This window comes from Bacillus niameyensis (genome assembly GCF_001375535.1).
GTDB classification, from domain to species: domain Bacteria; phylum Bacillota; class Bacilli; order Bacillales; family Bacillaceae_C; genus Lederbergia; species Lederbergia niameyensis.
In genome coordinates this window covers 456,202-475,458 of the sequence record NZ_LN831197.1, presented here as the reverse complement: position 1 = coordinate 475,458, position 19,257 = coordinate 456,202, and the positions used below count along the sequence as shown (strand labels likewise).

The window sequence follows — 19,257 nt, the reverse complement described above, 5'->3', positions numbered from 1 at the left end:
ACGTTCTAACGCAAAGGCCACTGTACCAAAAACAATGAACTGTCCACAGTGTGGAGCTCCATCAGATTATCTGTACGCCAATAATGGTGATAAAGGGCAGTTTCAATGCAAGGTTTGTTCTTGCCTTTTCAGTGATAAGAATCGCTTTTCTAAAGAGGCCATTCTTAAGTGCCCTCACTGTGCAAAGACCCTTGATAAGATTAAAGAAAGAAAAGATTTCTCTGTCTACAAATGTAGAAATAATGACTGTTCTTATTATCGAAAGAAACTGAAGACCATGTCTAAAAAAGAGAAAAAGCGGTTTAAGAAAGATCCTCAAGCATTTAAATTGAGGTATATCTTTCGTCAGTTTCACATTGATTTTAGACCTTTATCTAAGAGATCATTCGAGTTACCAAAAGTCGATTTATCTAGGATTTATGCTTCGCCACACGTTTTGGGTCTGATCTTAACCTATCATGTGAATTATGGGCTTTCAGCCCGTAAGACAGCAGCCATTATGCAAGATGTCCATGGTGTTGCAATTTCCCACCAAACCATTTTGAATTACGAAAACAGTGTGGCTCTATTGCTTAAACCGTATGTGGATCATTATCCCTATGAGCTTTCTGATCAATTCTGTGGCGATGAAACCTATATCCGAGTCAATGGAAAGTGGCACTATTTATTTTTCTTTTTTGATGCAGTAAAGAAGATCATTCTCTCTTATCCAGTGTCTCCAAATCGCGACACGGTAACGGCTATTCGTGCCATTGATGAAGTGTTAGTTAAAATGCAAGATATCCCTAAAGATCTTACCTTCGTAGTGGATGGAAATCCCATCTATCTTTTAGCTCAACACTTTTTTGCCCAGAACGACATCAAATTTGATGTGAAACAAGTGATTGGGCTTACCAATGAGGATCCTATTTCAACTGAATACAGACCGCTAAAACAAATCATCGAGAGATTGAATCGTACTTTCAAGGGGAACTATCGTTCCACGCATGGCTTTGGTTCAGAACATGGTTCTGTTTCCTATGTCACTTTGTTTGTCGCTTATTTTAATTTTCTGCGGCCACATGCCTCTTTAGAAGGAAAGGTACCTGTTGTGAACACAGCGTTATCGGGTCTTCCTACCATGCCAGCACGGTGGACAAAATTGATCGATTTAGCTCAGCATTGGATTGTTCAACAGCGGTTAGCCTAACTTTTTGTTTAGCTGAGCCCTTGTGTTTTTGGATCTGTTCAGCAATCGGCGTAGCGAACTCTTGACAAACCGAACTTGCCAATGGTTTAAAATTGGAAAAACCAAGGGCTTATTTGGCCTGCCTTCTTTTGTCCCCTTCGCCCTTGTTACTCTGAATTCAAACCATTGGCGTGTTTGTCAAGAGCGATTGCGACGGGTTTCCACTCCGTTTCGGGATGAATCACTAAAATTAGGCTTTAGTTTTCATAGAACTTTTTACAATACCTCCGTTTGGCTTTTTAACAAATGTCCTATATAATAGAATTATATTTCAATAGATTGTAGGCATAAGCCTCTAGTCAGGAGGATATGGATGAAGGTTATCAAGATTACCCCACGCGGGTATTGTTATGGTGTAGTCGATGCCATGGTTATCGCACGAAATGCTGCATTAGATAAAACTTTGCCCCGCCCCATCTATATTTTAGGTATGATTGTTCATAATAAGCACGTAACTGATGCTTTTGAAGAAGATGGAATCATTACGTTAGATGGGCCAAATAGAAAAGAAATATTAGAAAAGGTTGATAGCGGAACCGTTATTTTTACTGCTCACGGTGTTTCACCTGAGGTAGTAGAACTTGCGAAGCAAAAAGGACTTACCGCTATTGATGCGACATGCCCTGATGTGACAAGTACACATGATTTAATCAGGGAGAAGGAAAAAGAAGGCTACGATATTATTTATATAGGAAAAAAAGGTCATCCTGAACCTGAAGGGGCGGTCGGTGTTGCGCCGAATATCGTCCACCTCGTTGAAACGTTGGGAGATGTTGAGGAATTAGATCTGCATAACGACAAAATTATCGTAACTAACCAAACTACGATGAGTCAGTGGGATGTCGAAGCGATCATGGATCAAGTAAAAGAGAAATATCCTCATGTTGAAAGACATAATGAAATCTGTATGGCGACCCAAGTTAGACAAGAAGCTGTTGCTCAGCAAGCTGGTTCCGCTGATGTCCTTATAGTTGTAGGAGATCCTAAAAGTAATAATTCCAACCGTTTGGCACAAGTATCAATTGAGATAGCTGGAACACCTGCGTACCGGGTTTCGGATGTATCAGAAATTGAGCTTGATTGGATTATGGATGCACAAACAGTGGCTGTAACCGCAGGGGCATCTACTCCAACTCCGATTGTACGAGAGGTTATGACATTCCTTGAAAAATTCGACCCAACTGAAGAGTCGACTTGGGTCCGTGAACACAAGGTACCATTAAATAAAATTCTACCTAGAGTTGTAAAATCAACATTAACTTCAAGATGAAGGGGCTGTCCTATAAGTCCCTCGAATAAAACAGGAGGAGAAAAATGACACTTTTTTCTCCTCCTGTTTTTGTGTTTTTTTGCTTATTACCTGAAAATAGCTGGCGAATGCTGGCTATTTTCAGGAGATTGTGAGCCAAGGCCACAATTCCGAATTCAGTGTGGACCTTTTTTCAAGACCCCGTAGTAAAAATCTACGGAATGACTTTCAGCATCATTTTTGGATGATAGGAACTACGACCGCCACCCGTCTAATACGCAAAGAGTTGTGCATCGGGAATCGCCTCCACCATTTCATCCACCACACGCGCAATATGTTTTTCCGAAATGAACTCCTGAACATCGAAGATGGCAAAGCTTTGATGGATATTGTAGGGTTTGAATGTGGGGGCTAATTGGCGTTTAGGAATGTCATTTTCTCTTGTTTCATCTGTTGATAGCGTAAGTTGTGTGTTATAGTGATCAGTAGTAATCTTCGGATTGCACATAAAAATCGTCCTCCCTATGAATGTTGTGTGGTAACTTCATTTTACTAGATAGGACGATTTTTTTGTGCACCTTTTTTAGATATGTTAAAAATAATCGTTTCATTTTAAGCACGTTGATTGGAGCAGAAGGCGCGAGACTCCTGCGGGAATAACATGAGCCTTGAGACCCCGCAAGTCGCACAGCGACTGAGGAGGCTCAAGCCATGCCCGCGGAAAGCGAGCGCCTTCTGCGGAAATCAACACCCTCGTTTAAAACAACTAAAAAAAGGGCAGCCAAAAAGGGAAGTGATCTTCCACTTTTTGGATAGCCCCTTGTTTATTTATACTTAAAATAGTCCAATACTTGGTCAGCGACTTTCCGACCGTGTGTAATGCAATCGGGAAGACCGATACCATCAAAAGAACTTCCTGCAACAAATACACCTGGTAGATCTTGACCTAACTGTGCCCGAAAGTTTTCTAAACGTGCTTGGTGCCCAACGGTATATTGCGGGAAGGCTTCAATCCAACGAGTTACAATCGCAAAATCTGGCTTGGCCTCTATATTCAATGTTGCTTTTAAATCAGCTAGCACGATTTCTTCTATCTCGGCGTCAGACAAATCAACAACGGTCTCTTCACCGGTTCTTCCAACATAGCAGCGGAGCAAAGCCTTACCAGGCGGTGCTGTGTGTGGCCATTTTTTATGTGTCCATGTACATGCAGTAATTGTATAATCACTATGTCTAGAAACAACAAATCCAGCTCCGTTATCTATATTCCGCACCTCATCCTCATCAAACGCTAGTACTACAGTTGCAACTGTAGTGGCAGGAACCTGCTTAAATTCTTTAATATATTCCTTTTCAGGAAATAATCCTGTTAATGCAAGGTGTGGTAACGCAAGGACGATACTATCTGCCTGCATCACTTCATTATTGTTTAAACTTAACTCATATTGACCAGCAATCTCATTGATCTCTGTAACCATCGTCCCAGTTACAATCGAAATGGACTTTAACTTTTCTTCAATCGCATCTACTAGTGACTGTAAGCCCTCTTTCAAAGTGAGAAAGACCCCTTGGTTTTTGCTTGTTAGTTGATTTTTCGAGTGAGATTTTGTTAGCTTTTTCAGTCCTCGAATAATACTACGATGCTCACATTCCGCATGATAAAATTGCGGAAAAGTGGACATTAAACTTAATTGGTCAATATCACCAATGAAAATACCCGATAAAAGCGGCTCTACTAAATTTTCCGCCACTTCATCTCCTAATCTTCTACGAATAAAATGCCCAACAGATTGATCTCCAGCATCTTTAGAGCGCGGTATAATAAAATCGCATGTTGCTCTCAGCTTTCCTTGAACGGAAAATAGTCCCGTTTTCATAAACGAACCCAATTGCGTTGGAATCCCCATGATTGCACCTTCAGGCATCTCATGCATCCTGTCCTTCACTAACACATATACTTTATCAGACGCATTTTTGACTAAATTTGATTCTAATCCAACATCATGAATTAATTCTGTTGCGCTGATCTTGCGTTCAAGGAAAGAGTCTGGGCCCTTTTCAATGACAAATCCATTGCGATATTCGGTTTGAATTTTCCCACCCAATCTTGGACTTGCCTCTACTAGTGTGATATCTACTGGCAAATTATGAGTTTTTACTGTTTTATTTAAATAAAAAGCGGCTGACAAGCCGGTGATGCCAGCACCAACTACAACCACTTTTTTCCTTTTTTGATTCAATATTTGATCGCCTACTTTAATCCAGCCTTATATTTTCCCTAGATGTCTTAAAACAACCGTTGCCATAGCATCTATAAAAGCAGGCTGTGCGTCAGGCATTGGCGGACGATGATAAGCAGCCCCCACTTCATCAGTCACGGCTTTACATTCAACATCATTATCATATAAAACTTCTAAATGGGTAGAAACAAAACCGACAGGAATATATACGAAAGCTTTATAGCCTTTTTGACGATGAAGATTACGTGTTAAATCCTGAACATCTGGTCCAAGCCATGGATCCGGTGTGTTCCCTTCGCTCTGCCAACCTACTTCATAATTTGTAATACCAGCTTCCCGGGCAATCATATCCGCTGTTTCATGCAATTGATTTGGATAAGGGTCACCATATTCTAATATTTTTTCAGGAAGGCTGTGTGCCGAAACAATTAGACAAGCAGCATTACGCTCCTCTTCCTCCATCTCTTCGTACACTTTCTTCACTTCATCCACCCAAAATTGAATGAATTTTGGCTCTTGATACCAGCTTTCAACTGACGTAATTACAGGTCCGCCTAATTTTTTAGCGGTTTCCTTCGCCCGTTCATTATAAGACTTTACACTAAATGTTGAAAAATGCGGTGCAAGCACGATGGAAACAGCTTCCTGAATCCCATCATTATGCATTTGTTCCACAGCATCCTCAATAAAAGGTTCAATATGTTTTAATCCAATATAGGCTTTGAACTCAATATCATCCTGCACTGCATTCAAACGATCTTGAAGCCCGTAGGCCTGATCTTCCGTAATTTTAGCTAATGGTGAAATTCCGCCAATTGCTCTATATCGATTCGTTAAATCATCTAATGCTTCCTTTGACGGAGTTCTTCCATGGCGAATATGAGTATAATAACGTTCGATATCCTCCTCATTATAAGGGGTACCGTAGGCCATGACTAATAAACCTAACTTCTTCCGTGTCATTTTTTCACTCCTAGTTGTTTACAATTCTTTTAATTTCTCTGCGCTATATTCATGAACAAATGCGGTAAGACGCTTTAATACCTCTGGGTTCACTTCAGGGAAAACGCCATGGCCAAGATTAAATATAAATCCAGGCTGTTCTATACCTTGATCAATAATTTCTCGAGCACGTTGTTCAATCGTATTCCAATCTGCAATTAAAACAGCAGGATCCAAATTCCCTTGTACCGCCCTAGTGACTCCAAGTTTTCTTGCCTCCGAAATCGGAAGTCTCCAGTCGAGTCCTACTACGTCAAGCGGAAGTTCATTCCACTCTAAAACAAGATGGCTAGCCCCTACCCCATGCATGATTAGCGGGACATCGGCTTCTTGCATCTCTAAGAAGATTTTAGACATTACAGGTTTGATATAGTGCTGATAATCAGCCCTACTTAAAGCACCGACCCATGAATCAAATATTTGTAAAGCACTTGCTCCAGCTTGTACCTGAGCTTTTAAGTATCGAACGGTCATATTCGCTAGCTTGTCCATTAGTAAAAACCATGATTCAGGTTCTGAATACATGAAGGCTTTTGTTTTATGATAATTTTTCGAAGGTCCCCCCTCAATCATATAACTCGCTAATGTGAAAGGAGCTCCTGCAAAACCGATTAGCGGAACATCCAATTGCTCTTCTGTTAATAGTTTGATTGTATCAAGAACATAAGGAATATCCTCTTCTGGATTTAATTCCCCTAGTTTTTCCACATCAACTTTAGAACGGATCGGCTGATCAATAACTGGCCCAATACCACTCTTAATTTCAACTCCTACTCCGATAGCTGGAAGTGGAGTCATAATATCTTTGTAAAGTATGGCAGCATCCACATCGTACATATCAACAGGTAACTTTGTAACATAGGCACATATCTCTGGCTGATGGGTAATCTCAAAAAGAGAATATTTTTCTTTCAGCTTTCGATATTCTGCTTGGGACCGTCCAGCTTGACGCATATACCAAACTGGAACATGCTTTGTCTTTTTACTTTTAGCTGCTTGTAGAAATGTATCATTGATTATTTTTTTCACGAACGAACATACCCGCCTTTCATTTTGACGCATATTCTGTACTATTTAACGCTAAACTATATTGAATAGTATCTTTACTATCTGTTTTCCTATTTAAATATATTATTTTTTCAAGTTAAATTACAGTATAGTGATCTTCTTGTCATAAATTTGTCCCTTTTGAAGGCTCTTTTATACATATTTTATCCATAATTCGTTATCCTTAGATATAAGCTATGAAAGTTCAAAAAAATAAAAAGAGGTGGGAGTATGTATATTTATATTACTTCAGGAACCTATCCATTTTTAAAAAAAATTAAAATGAAACATTCAAAAGAGAATATGTTATTAATGCAAAGTGTCCGTTCCGCGGAAATTTGGCATGAAACAGAAGGAAATACAGTTTTCAAATCACCGCGTAAATACGAAGTACTTGATGCAGAGGGAAGTTTTTCCNCCGCCACCCGTCTAATACGCAAAGAGTTGTGCATCGGGAATCGCCTCCACCATTTCATCCACCACACGCGCAATATGTTTTTCCGAAATGAACTCCTGAACATCGAAGATGGCAAAGCTTTGATGGATATTGTAGGGTTTGAATGTGGGGGCTAATTGGCGTTTAGGAATGTCATTTTCTCTTGTTTCATCTGTTGATAGCGTAAGTTGTGTGTTATAGTGATCAGTAGTAATCTTCGGATTGCACATAAAAATCGTCCTCCCTATGAATGTTGTGTGGTAACTTCATTTTACTAGATAGGACGATTTTTTTGTGCACCTTTTTTAGATATGTTAAAAATAATCGTTTCATTTTAAGCACGTTGATTGGAGCAGAAGGCGCGAGACTCCTGCGGGAATAACATGAGCCTTGAGACCCCGCAAGTCGCACAGCGACTGAGGAGGCTCAAGCCATGCCCGCGGAAAGCGAGCGCCTTCTGCGGAAATCAACACCCTCGTTTAAAACAACTAAAAGGGAAAGCCAAAAAGGGAAGTGATCTTCCGCTTTTTGGACAGCCTCTTTCTTTGTTTTGGAAATTATAAAATTGAAGTACACTGTACATCCCTATCCAGCTTGGACGGACAGGATATCGCGAATTAAGCTGACAAGTACAAATCCAACTTCAATGTAGCCTTATTATCTCGTCAGAGGCTAGAAACTTCTGACAAGATAGGCAATGGATATGCGTTTTTGTACCTTATAAAAATATAAACGGATTTGTGTCACTCTCAGATGGGAAGATATTTACATCATATCCTTTGTCTGCAGAGAATTCTTTCAATACATCCGTTAATCCATTTTTCATAATCTTTTCCACTGTGTGCCCAGGGTCGACGATATTCAAGCCCAAGTTCATGGCATCATGTGCTGTATGATAATAAAAATCACCAGTTACATAAACATCTGCACCTTTAAACTTAGCGTGTGTATAATACTTATTGCCGTCTCCACCTAAAACAGCTACTTTCTTCACTTTGTCCTGAAGATTTCCAACAACACGGACACCTGGAGAATGAAGGGCTTCTTTAACAAATAAAGCAAACTCCTGCAAAGACATTTCTTCTTTTAACTCGCCAAGCCTTCCTAAACCAAGCTCCTCTCCCTTTAGAACGAGATCATATAAATCATATGCTGGTTCTTCATAAGGATGGGCTTTAAGCATTGCTGTAACGATCTTTTTCTCAATGCTTTCAGGGTATATCATCTCGATTTTAACTTCTTCAACCTGCTCTATTTTTCCTTTCTCTCCGATATAAGGGTTTGAACGATCCCCAGGTAAAAACCTACCTATACCTTCCGATGTAAAGGAACAGTGACTATACTCTCCAATTGCCCCTGCACCAGCCTTTCCAAGAGCTTCTCTCATTTGATCCGCATTTTCAAAAGGCACGTATACTACAAGTTTTTTAAGCTTATCTTCAAATGTAGGTACAAGAACGGAAGTATTTTCTAAACCAAGTGCGCCTGCGAGCATATCGTTCACTCCCCCCTTGGCCACATCTAAATTGGTATGCGCTGCATAAACCGTAATATCATTCTTTATTAATTTTTCAATTGTTCTCCCCTGAACATCATCCATATTAAGCTTTTTTAATGGTCTAAAAATCATTGGGTGATGAGCAATGATTAAATCAACCTGTTTCATAATTGCTTCATCTACTACGTTTTCTAAAACATCGAGTGCAATCATTACATTTTTAATTGGTTTATTTAATGCTCCTACCTGTAAACCAATTGGATCCCCTTCAAATGCATATTGTTTAGGTGAAAACTCTTCAAATAATTGAATCATTTGATAACCATTGATTCTCCTCATGACAAAGCCTCCTCGACAATACTTATTTTTTCAATAAGATCACGTTTTTTTATGGCTGTCTTTTCATTGCTTTCGGCTTTATCAAGCTCATTTAATATAATCTTCCATTGATTGAGTTCAGAACGCCATTTGCGATGAAAGACCTCATCCTTCGAATTTAATAAATAGGGACCTAATAGAAGCTCTTTCTTCAAATTAGTATATTGTATTTTGTTTTTATCTCGATCAGCCACTAATATTTCATAATATTTCCCATCTTCTTCTATTAAACGTTCATCAGAGAGTTGCCAATTATTGTCTAGAAGCCATTTTCTAACCTTTTCGGCAGCTACATTGGGCTGGAGTATTAATCGTTGAACCTCTACTAATTTTTGTTTGCCGTTCTCTAAAATATCAGTAATTAAGGCTCCGCCCATTCCAGCAATGATAATACAATCTACTTCTCCTTGATTCACTACAGCTAAACCATTCCCTTTACGAACAGCTATTCGATCTGAAAGCTCTGCTTCTTTAACCTGATTATATGCTGACTGATAGGGCCCTTCGACAACTTCACCCGCTATTGCAGCTTTAGCTAGCCCCTGATTTACTGCGTAGCATGGTAAATAGGCATGATCTGAGCCAATATCAGCTATTCTCATATCCGGCTTAATGAAGGAAGCAACTGTTTCAAGTCGTTTTGATAATTTGTCTATATTCATGTTATCACCTATTAATAAAGATAAAAGAGTTCCTTGCAAAATGCAAAGAACCCCTTCCTATTCCAGTACAACTATTATAAACAGGTCTGTCCAAGATAATTATCCTTACAGGCCCTGTTTATTATTTTAAATTCGCTATCCATTCTGCCATTTGATCTATATTTTCAGGTTTTACAAGACCACCTGGCATACCACCGTCAGTACCATTAGTTAGGATATCAGCAATTTCATCTTGTGATAAACCTGTTCCGTGTAAAGAAGGTGCATTATTTTTCCCTTCTAAATTTTCACCATGACAAGTGATACATGATTTACTTGCAAATTCTTCAGGTTCAAAAGCGACAGCTTCCTCGCCACCTTCATCACCCTTGGCAATTTCTTTCGCATCGCCAATTCCTTTTATGCCTAGAAAAAATACTAATACGAGTCCCAATGCGAAAATTAAAAAATAGGGAACGAGCGGATTCCGTCTCAAAGCAAAGCCCTCCTTGTGTCAATCATTATGTATATAATATAAATTATGCTACAAACAACTCTATTTTACTCGAAAAGAGTGAGAAGGGGAAGGATTATGGAAAAAATTCACTCATTTTTCATTAATTCGTTAGATTTGCATCAAATTTATAATTAATGTGAAACTGACTCAATGTTCCTACGGCCTAAATATTAAAAATAATAACAATAACATTGCGATAGAACCAGAAATAATAAAAAATAGTCTTTTCCCCCAAATACCACCGATAATCCAGAAGAAGGAATTGATTAATAATAAGATATACAAACTAATTGTTCCTTTATCAAAAAAAGCATTATGGATTTGAACAGAGTACAGAAGCATTAAAAAAGCAGCGGTAATATATATGACCATTGGGTTGAGCTCTTTCTTTTTAAAATAATACAATGAAGCAAGCAAAATGATGACAAAAAGTGACAGAAAAAGCGTTTGCATTCCAAATGAAATAGCGGTAATATATGTAATTACAATCATCAATATTATTATTGTCAAAAATAACAAACTAAATATAGTTTCCTTACTTACAATTTTTTTCTTATTTTTCTTTACTTCCTGCACCTCTTCCCCTTCAGAATAAAGGGCGATTAGGTAGTCACAGTAATGTTCAGGCAACATTCTATTACTTTTCCAAAAGTGTATTTCGTTTAATATAATTGATTTTTTATCATCTTTCATAGGAATCGTTCCTTCTTGAGAACTATTTGGTAAGAAGAGCACATGTCCCTCAGACAGTGCTCAAACAGTTTTAAAAAAGAAAAAGCTTACTTCTGGATTCACAGAAGTAAACTATTTATTTTCTTTGTTTATTCTAGAAAATCCTTAAGACGTTTGCTTCTGCTTGGATGTCTAAGTTTTCTTAACGCCTTGGCTTCAATTTGTCTAATTCTTTCTCTTGTAACGCCGAAGACTTTTCCAACTTCTTCAAGAGTTCGAGTGCGTCCATCATCAAGACCAAATCGGAGACGAAGTACGTTTTCTTCTCGATCTGTTAAAGTATCTAAAACGTCTTCTAATTGTTCCTTAAGTAGCTCATATGCTGCATGATCAGATGGGGATGTTGCTTCTTGATCTTCAATAAAATCTCCAAGATGCGAATCGTCTTCCTCTCCAATCGGAGTTTCAAGGGAAACCGGCTCTTGAGCGATTTTAAGAATTTCACGAACTTTTTCTGGAGTTAAATCCATTTCTTCAGCAATTTCTTCAGGTGATGGTTCTCGCCCTAAATCCTGAAGCAATTGTCGTTGTACCCTAATAAGCTTGTTAATTGTTTCAACCATATGAACTGGGATCCGAATCGTTCTTGCCTGATCTGCAATTGCTCTAGTAATCGCTTGACGAATCCACCAAGTTGCATATGTGCTGAATTTAAACCCTTTATCGTAGTCGAATTTTTCAACAGCTTTTATAAGGCCCATGTTTCCTTCTTGAATTAAATCTAAAAACAGCATTCCACGGCCAACATATCGTTTCGCAATACTAACAACTAGACGTAAGTTCGCTTCAGCAAGTCGTTTTTTTGCTTCTTCATCACCTTGCTCGATACGTTTTGCAAGTTCAATTTCTTCTTCGGCAGATAGTAGGTCAACTCTTCCTATTTCTTTTAGATACATTCTAACTGGATCATTTATTTTTACTCCAGGAGGGACGCTTAAATCGTTTAAGTCAAATTCTTCCTCACTCTCTTTTTGGATTTCATTTATGTTAGGATCCTCATCATCTGATTCCTCATTTAGTTGAACCCCTTGATCAGTTAAATGTTCATAAAATTCATCCAATTGATCTGAGTCCAAATCGAAATGGCCCAACTTCTCACCAATATTTTCGTATGTTAGACTACCCTTTTTTTTACCTTGCTCTAATAATTGTTCTTTAGCTTGATCTAAGGTGATTTCAAGATCTGTTTCGTTAGAACGTGCTGATTTTTCAGCCATGCGTTCTCCTCCTTCCAATCATTTCCACATTGAGACACTATTTCTAAAGGGATTTACGAAGTTCAATTATTTCTCTAGCTAGTTCTAATGCCTTGGCATAATCCTTTTTTCTTTCAGCAGCTTTTTGTTCTGCCTGCTTTTCTTTTATCATTAACATCTTAGGATGTTTCAACACATGGCTAACATAATCATTTAATTCTTTTTCACTATATTCATCATTAATGCTTAACATTTCTATTTCAGAAACAATTCTTCGCAATTTTGAATCTGGTAAATATTGAAGAAACAAGCCAGAGTCTGGGCTATTGGCTTCTTCATAATAGCGGATTAGATAAGTTAATATCGCCTGATGGTCGTCATAATGAAAGGGGGTATCCCCCAGCATATCCATGATTCGATAGACTAATTCTTCATCTTGTAACATTCTTCCAATTAAACGCCTTTCCGCTACCGCATTAGCGGGCAAAGAGGGAGTTTGTGCTACCGGGATGGCATTTTCTATCTTTTTCTGCTGAAATTTAGTTTTCTGATTCTGAGTGCTATTATCTATTTGTTGAAATTGTTGCATTAACGCATCGAACGATAAGGAAAACTCTTCCGACAGTTGACGTATATAGAGGTCACGCTCTACGGCGTTATTAAGTTTGACTATTTCATTCATAGCCTTTTCTATATAATCAAGCATTTCTCCTTCATTTTGAAGATTTTTTCCTCTTCGAAGGAATAAGAGTTTAAAGGCCATCCATGTTAGCGAGTTCCCTATTACATCCTCTCGGAATTTATCTGGACCGTTCTGACGAATGTAGTCATCGGGATCTAATCCCTGAGGCATCAGGGCTACCGTTACAGTCATAGCTTGGTTTTCTAATAAGACTCCCGATCTATATGCGGCTTTTATTCCCGCATCATCAGAATCCAAACATAAAATGACTGAATCTGTAAGTCTTTTCAAAGAACGTATATGTTTCTCCGTCAAAGAAGTTCCCATTACGGCAACTCCGTTTGGAACACCCGCATTGTCTGCAGCAATGACATCAGCAAAGCCCTCAAATAATACTGCGTAACCAAGCTTACGAATATGTGACCTTGCTTGATGGTAATTATATAAAAGTGTACTTTTATTAAAAATTACCGTTTCGGGTGTGTTTAGATATTTTGGTTGGTCTTCAGTTGCTAAAGACCTAGCAGAAAATGCTATGAAATTGCCCTTGTCATCATGAAGTGGAAACATAATTCGATTTCGAAAACGGTCGAAATACAAATCCTCTTTTTCACGTTTCACAATTAATCCAGCTTGTTCCATTACTTCAGGAGGGAATCCACGTTTTTCTAAAAACTTGACAGCAAAATCCCATTCAGGTAGAGAATACCCAATTTGAAATTTTTGTATTCCTTTTTCTGTAAATCCTCTTTTTAATAAATATTCCAGTGCCTCAGCACCTTCATTTGTATTAAGCAGGACATGATGATAAAATTTCGCTAACAATTCATGTGCTTCAATCATTTGCGCTTGATCAGCTGTGAGTTTTTTTACCTTATAGTCTTGGCTATAATTTTCTAAATTGAGTTCCACATTTGTTTTAGCTGCAATTTTTTCAACTGCTTGTCGAAAAGGCAGATCATCTATTTCCATTAAAAACGTAAAAACATTTCCTCCAACCCCACAACCAAAACAGTGAAAAATTTGTTTCTCTGGGGAGACAGAAAAGGATGGAGTATTTTCTCCATGGAAAGGGCATAAACCAACAAAATTACGCCCTTGCTTTTTAAGTTGGACGTATTCGCTGACAACATCAACAATATCAACTGCTTGTTTTAACTCAGCAATTTTTGCTTCTGGTATTCCTTTTGTTGTCACATAAACATCTCCATCCACAAAAGTTATTCAAGGATGTATAAAACAAAGGTAAATGATATTGCATCTGTTTTAGGATAAGAAAATGTATATTTAGCTTGCTATAGACCTTACATTGGGTTATAGCAAGATGGACCGCATTTCAGCTTTTTACCGGCGAAAAGGAATTCAAGCTAGTCCTTTAAAAAGTTTGTCCATTTCGCTAGGAACCACTTTCGCTTTTCTTATTATTCGACATTAACATTTAATCTCCTGCAATTTCCGACAACATTCCACTTAACGTCTGAAAAAAGTTGTTACGATCTTTAGATGTAAACGGTTTGGGACCTTTTCCATAACGTCCCTGCCTTCTTTCTTTTGCAGATAAGTAGCGAAAATCAAGAGCTATTTGAATCGATTCCTCATTGTAAACTTTTCCCCGCGGAGAAATAACATGAACACCTTTTGCTAAGGCAAGACTAGCAAGACCAATGTCTTGTGTAACAAGGACATTGGTTGCATGAATACGATTCAAAATAAATAGGTCAACCGAATCTTTCCCAGCATCAATAAATATCCATTCACCATTTTCTTGTAGTTCTTTCGGCTTGTGGTCATAAGACGCAACAAAATAAACATTCCAATTAAACTTTTTCGCAATCTGAGAAATTTCCTTTTTAACTGGACATGCGTCTGCATCAACATATATATCGGAATTTATATGTGTATTAACTATAATTCTACATCACTCCCATGATTCCTTCTTTTGTCGAAAAAACATTAAGGAAACATGTCGTATTATCCGGTATCCAGCAATTAGCCCTATAGTCTTTAGTTTATTCCCGAAAGATCAGCTCTAAACCTTTTATTGGTATTTTTTCAAACACAAATTAATATTATAGCTTATTTCTTTCAAAATGACCAATTAATAGCAAAAAACACAACGTTTTGCTGTGTTTAGCATCCTTAATCTTTTTTGTTCATATGTCTAATAATAAAATTTGCTGTTTCTTCCACAGCTTTATTGGTGACATCAATTACAGTACAACCTAATCTCTCTGAAATCATATCAAAATACTTAAGTTCTTTTTTAATTCTTTCGATATTTGCATAGCTAGCATTATCATCTAATCCAAGCGAAATTAACCTCTCCCGCCGGATATGATTCAGTTTTTCAGGACTTATTTTCAATCCAATACAACGTCTATGATCCACTTGAAACAACTCTAACGGTGGATCCACCTCTGGAATAACTGGCACATTAGCAACTTTATAACTTTTTAGGGCTAGATGTTGCGAAAGTGGTGTCTTAGATGTTCTGGATACACCGATTAAAATAATATCCGCCATTAGCAAGCCTCTTGGATCACGCCCATCATCATACTTAACTGCAAATTCAATCGCTTCAATTCGTTTAAAATAATCTTCATCTAATTTCCGAACTAATCCCGGTTCGTTCAGTGGCGCCCTTTCAAACTTTTGTTCAAATGTATCCATTAGTGGCCCCATTATATCAATTCCAGTAATTGAATAAGTTTTCGTCATTTGCTTCATATATTCTCTGATTTCTGGTTTTACTAACGTATAAATAATCATGCCATTGTCTTTGTTAACCATTTCAATAATTTTATCAATATGTGATGTTAATTCAATAAAAGGGAAGCGTTTAATCAAGGCGTTCGAGCCATTAAATTGTCTTAATGCAGCTTTCGTAACAAGTTCGGCTGTCTCCCCAACAGAGTCCGACACGACATAAATGATGGGTTCTGGCATAATTTTCACCCTTTTTAGGCTTACTTATAAGGGAGCTGGCATCCCAGCTCCTAATAAGAAACCATTTGTATTATTTAACTATAATTTTATTCATTGCAGCAAAGCTACCGATTAACTTAGCCAATTGCTTCATTTGCGATAAGCGATTTACTTTCAATTGTTCATTTTTTGCCATAACCATTGTGTGATCAAAATAATCGGAAATGATCGGCTGTAAGGACGATAATGCTTTAAAGCGTTCATCAGCTGATTGATTGGAATCAAAAGAACTTTTGGCGCTTTTCCAATGTTCAAATAGTTGCTTTTCAACGTCATTTTCAAATAGAGACGGGTCAGCATCGCTATCTTGCTCAGACTTCTCAGCAATATTTAGCACTCTGGAAAGTGATTCTATTACTTCTTTAAATTCTGCTTTTTCTTTATTGTCATTCAAGATTTCTGCCCTATTTATAATATCTGGAGCACTTTTCCATTCACTATTTAAAACAGCTTCAATAATGTCATAGCGAATACCTTTTTCTTCCAATAAATAATGAAATCTTTGTTTGAAGAACTTTACCAACTGAAGATATAACTCTTGTTGATTAGCTTGTTGATCGTTTCCTGAGATAAGGATAGCCTGCTTTAAAAGAATATCCATTGGAATTTCCCATTCTTTGTCTAGCAGAATTTTAACAATCCCTGTAGCTTGTCTTCTTAACGCATAGGGGTCTTGAGAACCAGTAGGAATTAAGCCAATTGAGAAACTTGAAATTATAGAATCTAGTTTATCTGCAATACTGACAACTGCTCCTACAGTCGATGTTGGAGCAGAATCATCAACATGAACAGGTTGATAATGCTCACGAATTGCTTGGGCAATTTCAGTTGTTTCCCCATGAATTAAGGCGTATTTTTCCCCCATAATACCTTGTAATTCTGGAAATTCTCCCACCATATTAGTAACAAGATCAAATTTGCATATTTGACTCGCTCTCCTAATTGAGGTTCTTTGGTCATTAGGAAGTGAAAGTAACTCCGACAAAAGGTCTGCCGTCTTTGTAATCCTGCTAACCTTCTCTGATAATGTCCCAAGTTTTTCATGATATATAATATTTTCCAATTTCTTTAAAGCAACATCAATTGACAATTTCTTATCTTCATCAAAAAAGAAGTCTGCATCTGATAATCTAGCTCTTAGTACCTTTTCATTACCCCTACGCACGATTTCTAAATTATGCTGATTACCATTTCTAACACCGATAAAATAAGGAAGTAACTTACCATCTGTATTTTTAACAGGGAAATATCGCTGATGTTCCTTCATCGATGTAATTAATACTTCTTCCGGCAATTCTAAAAAGTTTTCATTAAATGCGCCAAAAAAAGCTGTTGGATACTCAACTAGGTTAGTTACTTCTTCTAGTAAGTCTTTGTCGGTTGGAATAACCCATTCGTTCTCAGCGCTTAACTTAGAAATCTGCTCTTGAATAACAGCTCTTCTTTTCTCATAACTTGCTATTACATACTGACTCATTAATTTGTCTTCATATTCTGCTGGGTCTATTAATTGAATATTTTTACCCAAAAAACGATGTCCGTAAGTTTGATTACTTGCCTGAACACCAGCTACAGAAATTTGAATAATATCATGACCGTATAAAGCAACGATCCATCTTATCGGACGGATATATTTTAAATTCTGACTACCCCATCGCATATTATTTGGAAAATGCAATGACTCTATAATATCATCAAGTCCTGAGAGAATGTCGAACGTTTTTTCACCTTTTTGGAATTTTGTCACGTGCGCGTACTCTGTTCCTTTTATTTCTTTGAAATAAATATCGTCCGTACTTAGACCTTGTGATTTAGCAAACCCTATTGCTGCTTTCGTCCACTTGTTCTCCTGATCAAGAGCAATTTTTTTTGCCGGTCCCTTTGCTTCTTGCTCAACATCTTGCTGCGCTTCATCTACACCTTCTATCAGAACGGCTAACCTTCTTGGTGTAGAATATAATTTCACCTCACTAAAACCTATGGTTCTTTCTTGAAGCCAATCAGTAATTTTCTTTGCTAATTGTTCAACTGAATCTAATACAAACCTTGCAGGAATTTCTTCCAATCCAATTTCCAATAACAAATCACGTTTATGCATTTTCAATGCCACCCTCCTTTTGAGCTAGAATTGGAAAGCCTAATTTTTCTCTCTCTTCATAAAATGTTTTAGCCACCTGTCTCGCCATATTTCTCATTCGACCAATATAAGCCGTTCTCTCTGTAACAGATACAGCACCTTTTGCATCTAAAAGATTAAATACATGTGAACATTTTAATATATAGTCATAAGCAGGATGAACAAGCCCATACTCCATTTGCTTCTTTGCTTCAGTCTCATAAGTATTAAACAAATTTAACAACATTTCTTGATTAGACGTTTCGAAAGCATATTTGGAATGTTCATATTCAGGCTGGTAAAAAATATCGCGAATCGTAAATCCTTCCGTCCATTCCAGATCAAAAACATTTTCTTTATCTTGAATGTACGAAGCAAGTCTTTCAATTCCGTACGTTAATTCAACGGAAACAGGTTTACATTCTAGCCCGCCTACTTGTTGAAAATAAGTAAATTGAGTGACTTCCATACCATCAAGCCATACTTCCCAACCTAATCCCGCACATCCAAGAGAAGGATTCTCCCAATTGTCCTCAACAAAGCGAATATCATGTTCTAATGGGTCGATTCCTAGTGCCTTTAAAGAATCTAAATACATTTCTTGAATATTATCTGGTGATGGCTTCATAATGACTTGAAATTGATGGTGCTGATATAGTCTATTAGGATTCTCACCGTAACGGCCGTCAGCAGGACGCCTTGATGGTTCTACGTAAGCAACATTCCAAGGTTCTGGTCCAATAGCCCTTAAAAATGTATACGGGCTCATCGTTCCGGCTCCTTTTTCAACATCATAAGCTTGCATTAAAATACAGCCATAATCAGACCAATGTTTCTGTAAAGTTAAAATCATTTGTTGAATATTCATTTTCTCTTTCCTCCAATCGATCATAAGAAAAGCATGAGGCGTTGGTTAGCATCGTATAGCCTCATAAGATAAAGAAACACGATGAGCTGAAAATAATGTTACGGAAGCCGAAAGTTCTTTAGGGGCTGCCACCTGAAGTTAGTCATAGAAAAAGTTTTGTTGATTTATTTCTTGCTATTACTAACAATAAAAACTCTCGTCCCTATGCTTTTGATAAGCATAGGGACGAGAGTTAACCCGCGGTTCCACCCTATTTGCTGCGCTATGCAGCCCACTTTCTTTATTCCGCTCCAGAACGCCATTCACTGATAAACCCATTATCCGGCTTTCACCATCCCAGATTCGCTTTACACGGCTTCTTATCAGCTACTTATTTCCTTCAACACGATATACAGTTTCTTTTATATAATGAAAATATCTGAAATACATTCATTTGTCAATC

General features: G+C 37.6%; 17 protein-coding genes. 2 read left to right on the top strand and 15 right to left on the bottom strand.

Translation table 11 applies throughout. From position 1 onward, the window contains the following. A partial coding sequence (locus BN1243_RS02315) for a DDE-type integrase/transposase/recombinase (RefSeq protein ID WP_062110308.1) occupies positions 1-1,189 on the top strand: 1,189 nt, incomplete at its 5' end. Between the two features lie 352 nt (positions 1,190-1,541). Continuing rightward, a complete protein-coding gene (locus tag BN1243_RS02310) occupies positions 1,542-2,498 on the top strand; it encodes a 4-hydroxy-3-methylbut-2-enyl diphosphate reductase (RefSeq protein ID WP_062104666.1) in 957 nt (318 codons plus the stop codon). Between the two features lie 250 nt (positions 2,499-2,748). Here the strand turns inward: BN1243_RS02310 and BN1243_RS02305 are convergent, their stop codons facing one another. The 15 genes from BN1243_RS02305 to glyQ form a co-directional block, all read right to left on the bottom strand. Beyond that, positions 2,749-2,985 (bottom strand): hypothetical protein, encoded by a 237-nt coding sequence (locus BN1243_RS02305; protein WP_062104665.1) that lies wholly within the window; start codon positions 2,983-2,985, stop codon positions 2,749-2,751. Between the two features lie 316 nt (positions 2,986-3,301). After that, positions 3,302-4,717: a protoporphyrinogen oxidase gene (hemY, locus tag BN1243_RS02300; protein ID WP_062104664.1), complete on the bottom strand. Its 1,416-nt coding sequence runs from the start codon at positions 4,715-4,717 to the stop codon at positions 3,302-3,304. A 27-nt stretch (positions 4,718-4,744) separates the two neighbouring features. Continuing rightward, positions 4,745-5,680, bottom strand: coding sequence for a ferrochelatase (hemH, locus tag BN1243_RS02295; protein ID WP_062104663.1), 936 nt, complete (start codon positions 5,678-5,680; stop codon positions 4,745-4,747). Between the two features lie 18 nt (positions 5,681-5,698). Beyond that, positions 5,699-6,748 carry a uroporphyrinogen decarboxylase gene (gene hemE, locus BN1243_RS02290; RefSeq protein ID WP_062104662.1) on the bottom strand — a complete coding sequence of 350 codons (1,050 nt, stop codon included), beginning with the start codon at positions 6,746-6,748 and terminating at the stop codon, positions 5,699-5,701. A 447-nt stretch (positions 6,749-7,195) separates the two neighbouring features. Beyond that, positions 7,196-7,432: a hypothetical protein gene (locus BN1243_RS21950; RefSeq protein WP_062104665.1), complete on the bottom strand. Its 237-nt coding sequence runs from the start codon at positions 7,430-7,432 to the stop codon at positions 7,196-7,198. A gap of 488 nt (positions 7,433-7,920) precedes the next feature. Further along, positions 7,921-9,039, bottom strand: a complete 1,119-nt coding sequence (locus tag BN1243_RS02280; protein WP_062104660.1) for a Nif3-like dinuclear metal center hexameric protein — start codon at positions 9,037-9,039, stop codon at positions 7,921-7,923. After that, positions 9,036-9,740 carry a tRNA (adenine(22)-N(1))-methyltransferase gene (locus tag BN1243_RS02275; RefSeq protein WP_062110306.1) on the bottom strand — a complete coding sequence of 235 codons (705 nt, stop codon included), beginning with the start codon at positions 9,738-9,740 and terminating at the stop codon, positions 9,036-9,038. The genes BN1243_RS02280 and BN1243_RS02275 overlap by 4 nt, the downstream gene beginning before the upstream one ends. A 121-nt stretch (positions 9,741-9,861) precedes the next feature. Continuing rightward, on the bottom strand, positions 9,862-10,215 hold the full coding sequence (gene cccA / locus BN1243_RS02270) for a cytochrome c550 (RefSeq protein ID WP_062104659.1): 354 nt from the start codon (positions 10,213-10,215) through the stop codon (positions 9,862-9,864). A gap of 177 nt (positions 10,216-10,392) precedes the next feature. After that, positions 10,393-10,929, bottom strand: coding sequence for a hypothetical protein (locus BN1243_RS02265; RefSeq protein ID WP_062104658.1), 537 nt, complete (start codon positions 10,927-10,929; stop codon positions 10,393-10,395). A 128-nt stretch (positions 10,930-11,057) separates the two neighbouring features. Beyond that, positions 11,058-12,185: an RNA polymerase sigma factor RpoD gene (gene rpoD, locus BN1243_RS02260; protein ID WP_062104657.1), complete on the bottom strand. Its 1,128-nt coding sequence runs from the start codon at positions 12,183-12,185 to the stop codon at positions 11,058-11,060. Positions 12,186-12,228: 43 nt separating this feature from the next. Further along, on the bottom strand, positions 12,229-14,061 hold the full coding sequence (gene dnaG, locus BN1243_RS02255) for a DNA primase (protein ID WP_230200081.1): 1,833 nt from the start codon (positions 14,059-14,061) through the stop codon (positions 12,229-12,231). A 223-nt stretch (positions 14,062-14,284) separates the two neighbouring features. Continuing rightward, a complete protein-coding gene (locus tag BN1243_RS02250; protein ID WP_326569860.1) occupies positions 14,285-14,728 on the bottom strand; it encodes a YaiI/YqxD family protein in 444 nt (147 codons plus the stop codon). A gap of 257 nt (positions 14,729-14,985) precedes the next feature. Continuing rightward, on the bottom strand, positions 14,986-15,792 hold the full coding sequence (locus BN1243_RS02245) for a pyruvate, water dikinase regulatory protein (protein ID WP_062104654.1): 807 nt from the start codon (positions 15,790-15,792) through the stop codon (positions 14,986-14,988). A 70-nt stretch (positions 15,793-15,862) separates the two neighbouring features. Next, complete coding sequence (gene glyS, locus BN1243_RS02240; protein WP_062110305.1) at positions 15,863-17,929, bottom strand: glycine--tRNA ligase subunit beta; 2,067 nt, start codon at positions 17,927-17,929, stop codon at positions 15,863-15,865. Further along, positions 17,922-18,815 carry a glycine--tRNA ligase subunit alpha gene (glyQ, locus tag BN1243_RS02235; protein ID WP_062104653.1) on the bottom strand — a complete coding sequence of 298 codons (894 nt, stop codon included), beginning with the start codon at positions 18,813-18,815 and terminating at the stop codon, positions 17,922-17,924. Before glyQ ends, glyS begins: the two co-directional genes overlap by 8 nt. Between the last annotated feature and the right edge of the window lie 442 nt (positions 18,816-19,257).

What these genes read in the sequence shown, in the direction of transcription:
- BN1243_RS02310 (WP_062104666.1), top strand. Translation starts at nt 1,542, where the DNA reads ATGAAGGTTATCAAGATTACCCCACGCGGGTATTGTTATGGTGTAGTC.
- glyS (WP_062110305.1), bottom strand. Translation starts at nt 17,929, where the DNA reads ATGCATAAACGTGATTTGTTATTGGAAATTGGATTGGAAGAAATTCCT.
- rpoD (WP_062104657.1), bottom strand. Translation starts at nt 12,185, where the DNA reads ATGGCTGAAAAATCAGCACGTTCTAACGAAACAGATCTTGAAATCACC.
- BN1243_RS02265 (WP_062104658.1), bottom strand. Translation starts at nt 10,929, where the DNA reads ATGAAAGATGATAAAAAATCAATTATATTAAACGAAATACACTTTTGG.
- BN1243_RS02245 (WP_062104654.1), bottom strand. Translation starts at nt 15,792, where the DNA reads ATGCCAGAACCCATCATTTATGTCGTGTCGGACTCTGTTGGGGAGACA.
- hemH (WP_062104663.1), bottom strand. Translation starts at nt 5,680, where the DNA reads ATGACACGGAAGAAGTTAGGTTTATTAGTCATGGCCTACGGTACCCCT.
- glyQ (WP_062104653.1), bottom strand. Translation starts at nt 18,815, where the DNA reads ATGAATATTCAACAAATGATTTTAACTTTACAGAAACATTGGTCTGAT.
- BN1243_RS02305 (WP_062104665.1), bottom strand. Translation starts at nt 2,985, where the DNA reads ATGTGCAATCCGAAGATTACTACTGATCACTATAACACACAACTTACG.
- BN1243_RS21950 (WP_062104665.1), bottom strand. Translation starts at nt 7,432, where the DNA reads ATGTGCAATCCGAAGATTACTACTGATCACTATAACACACAACTTACG.
- BN1243_RS02275 (WP_062110306.1), bottom strand. Translation starts at nt 9,740, where the DNA reads ATGAATATAGACAAATTATCAAAACGACTTGAAACAGTTGCTTCCTTC.
- BN1243_RS02280 (WP_062104660.1), bottom strand. Translation starts at nt 9,039, where the DNA reads ATGAGGAGAATCAATGGTTATCAAATGATTCAATTATTTGAAGAGTTT.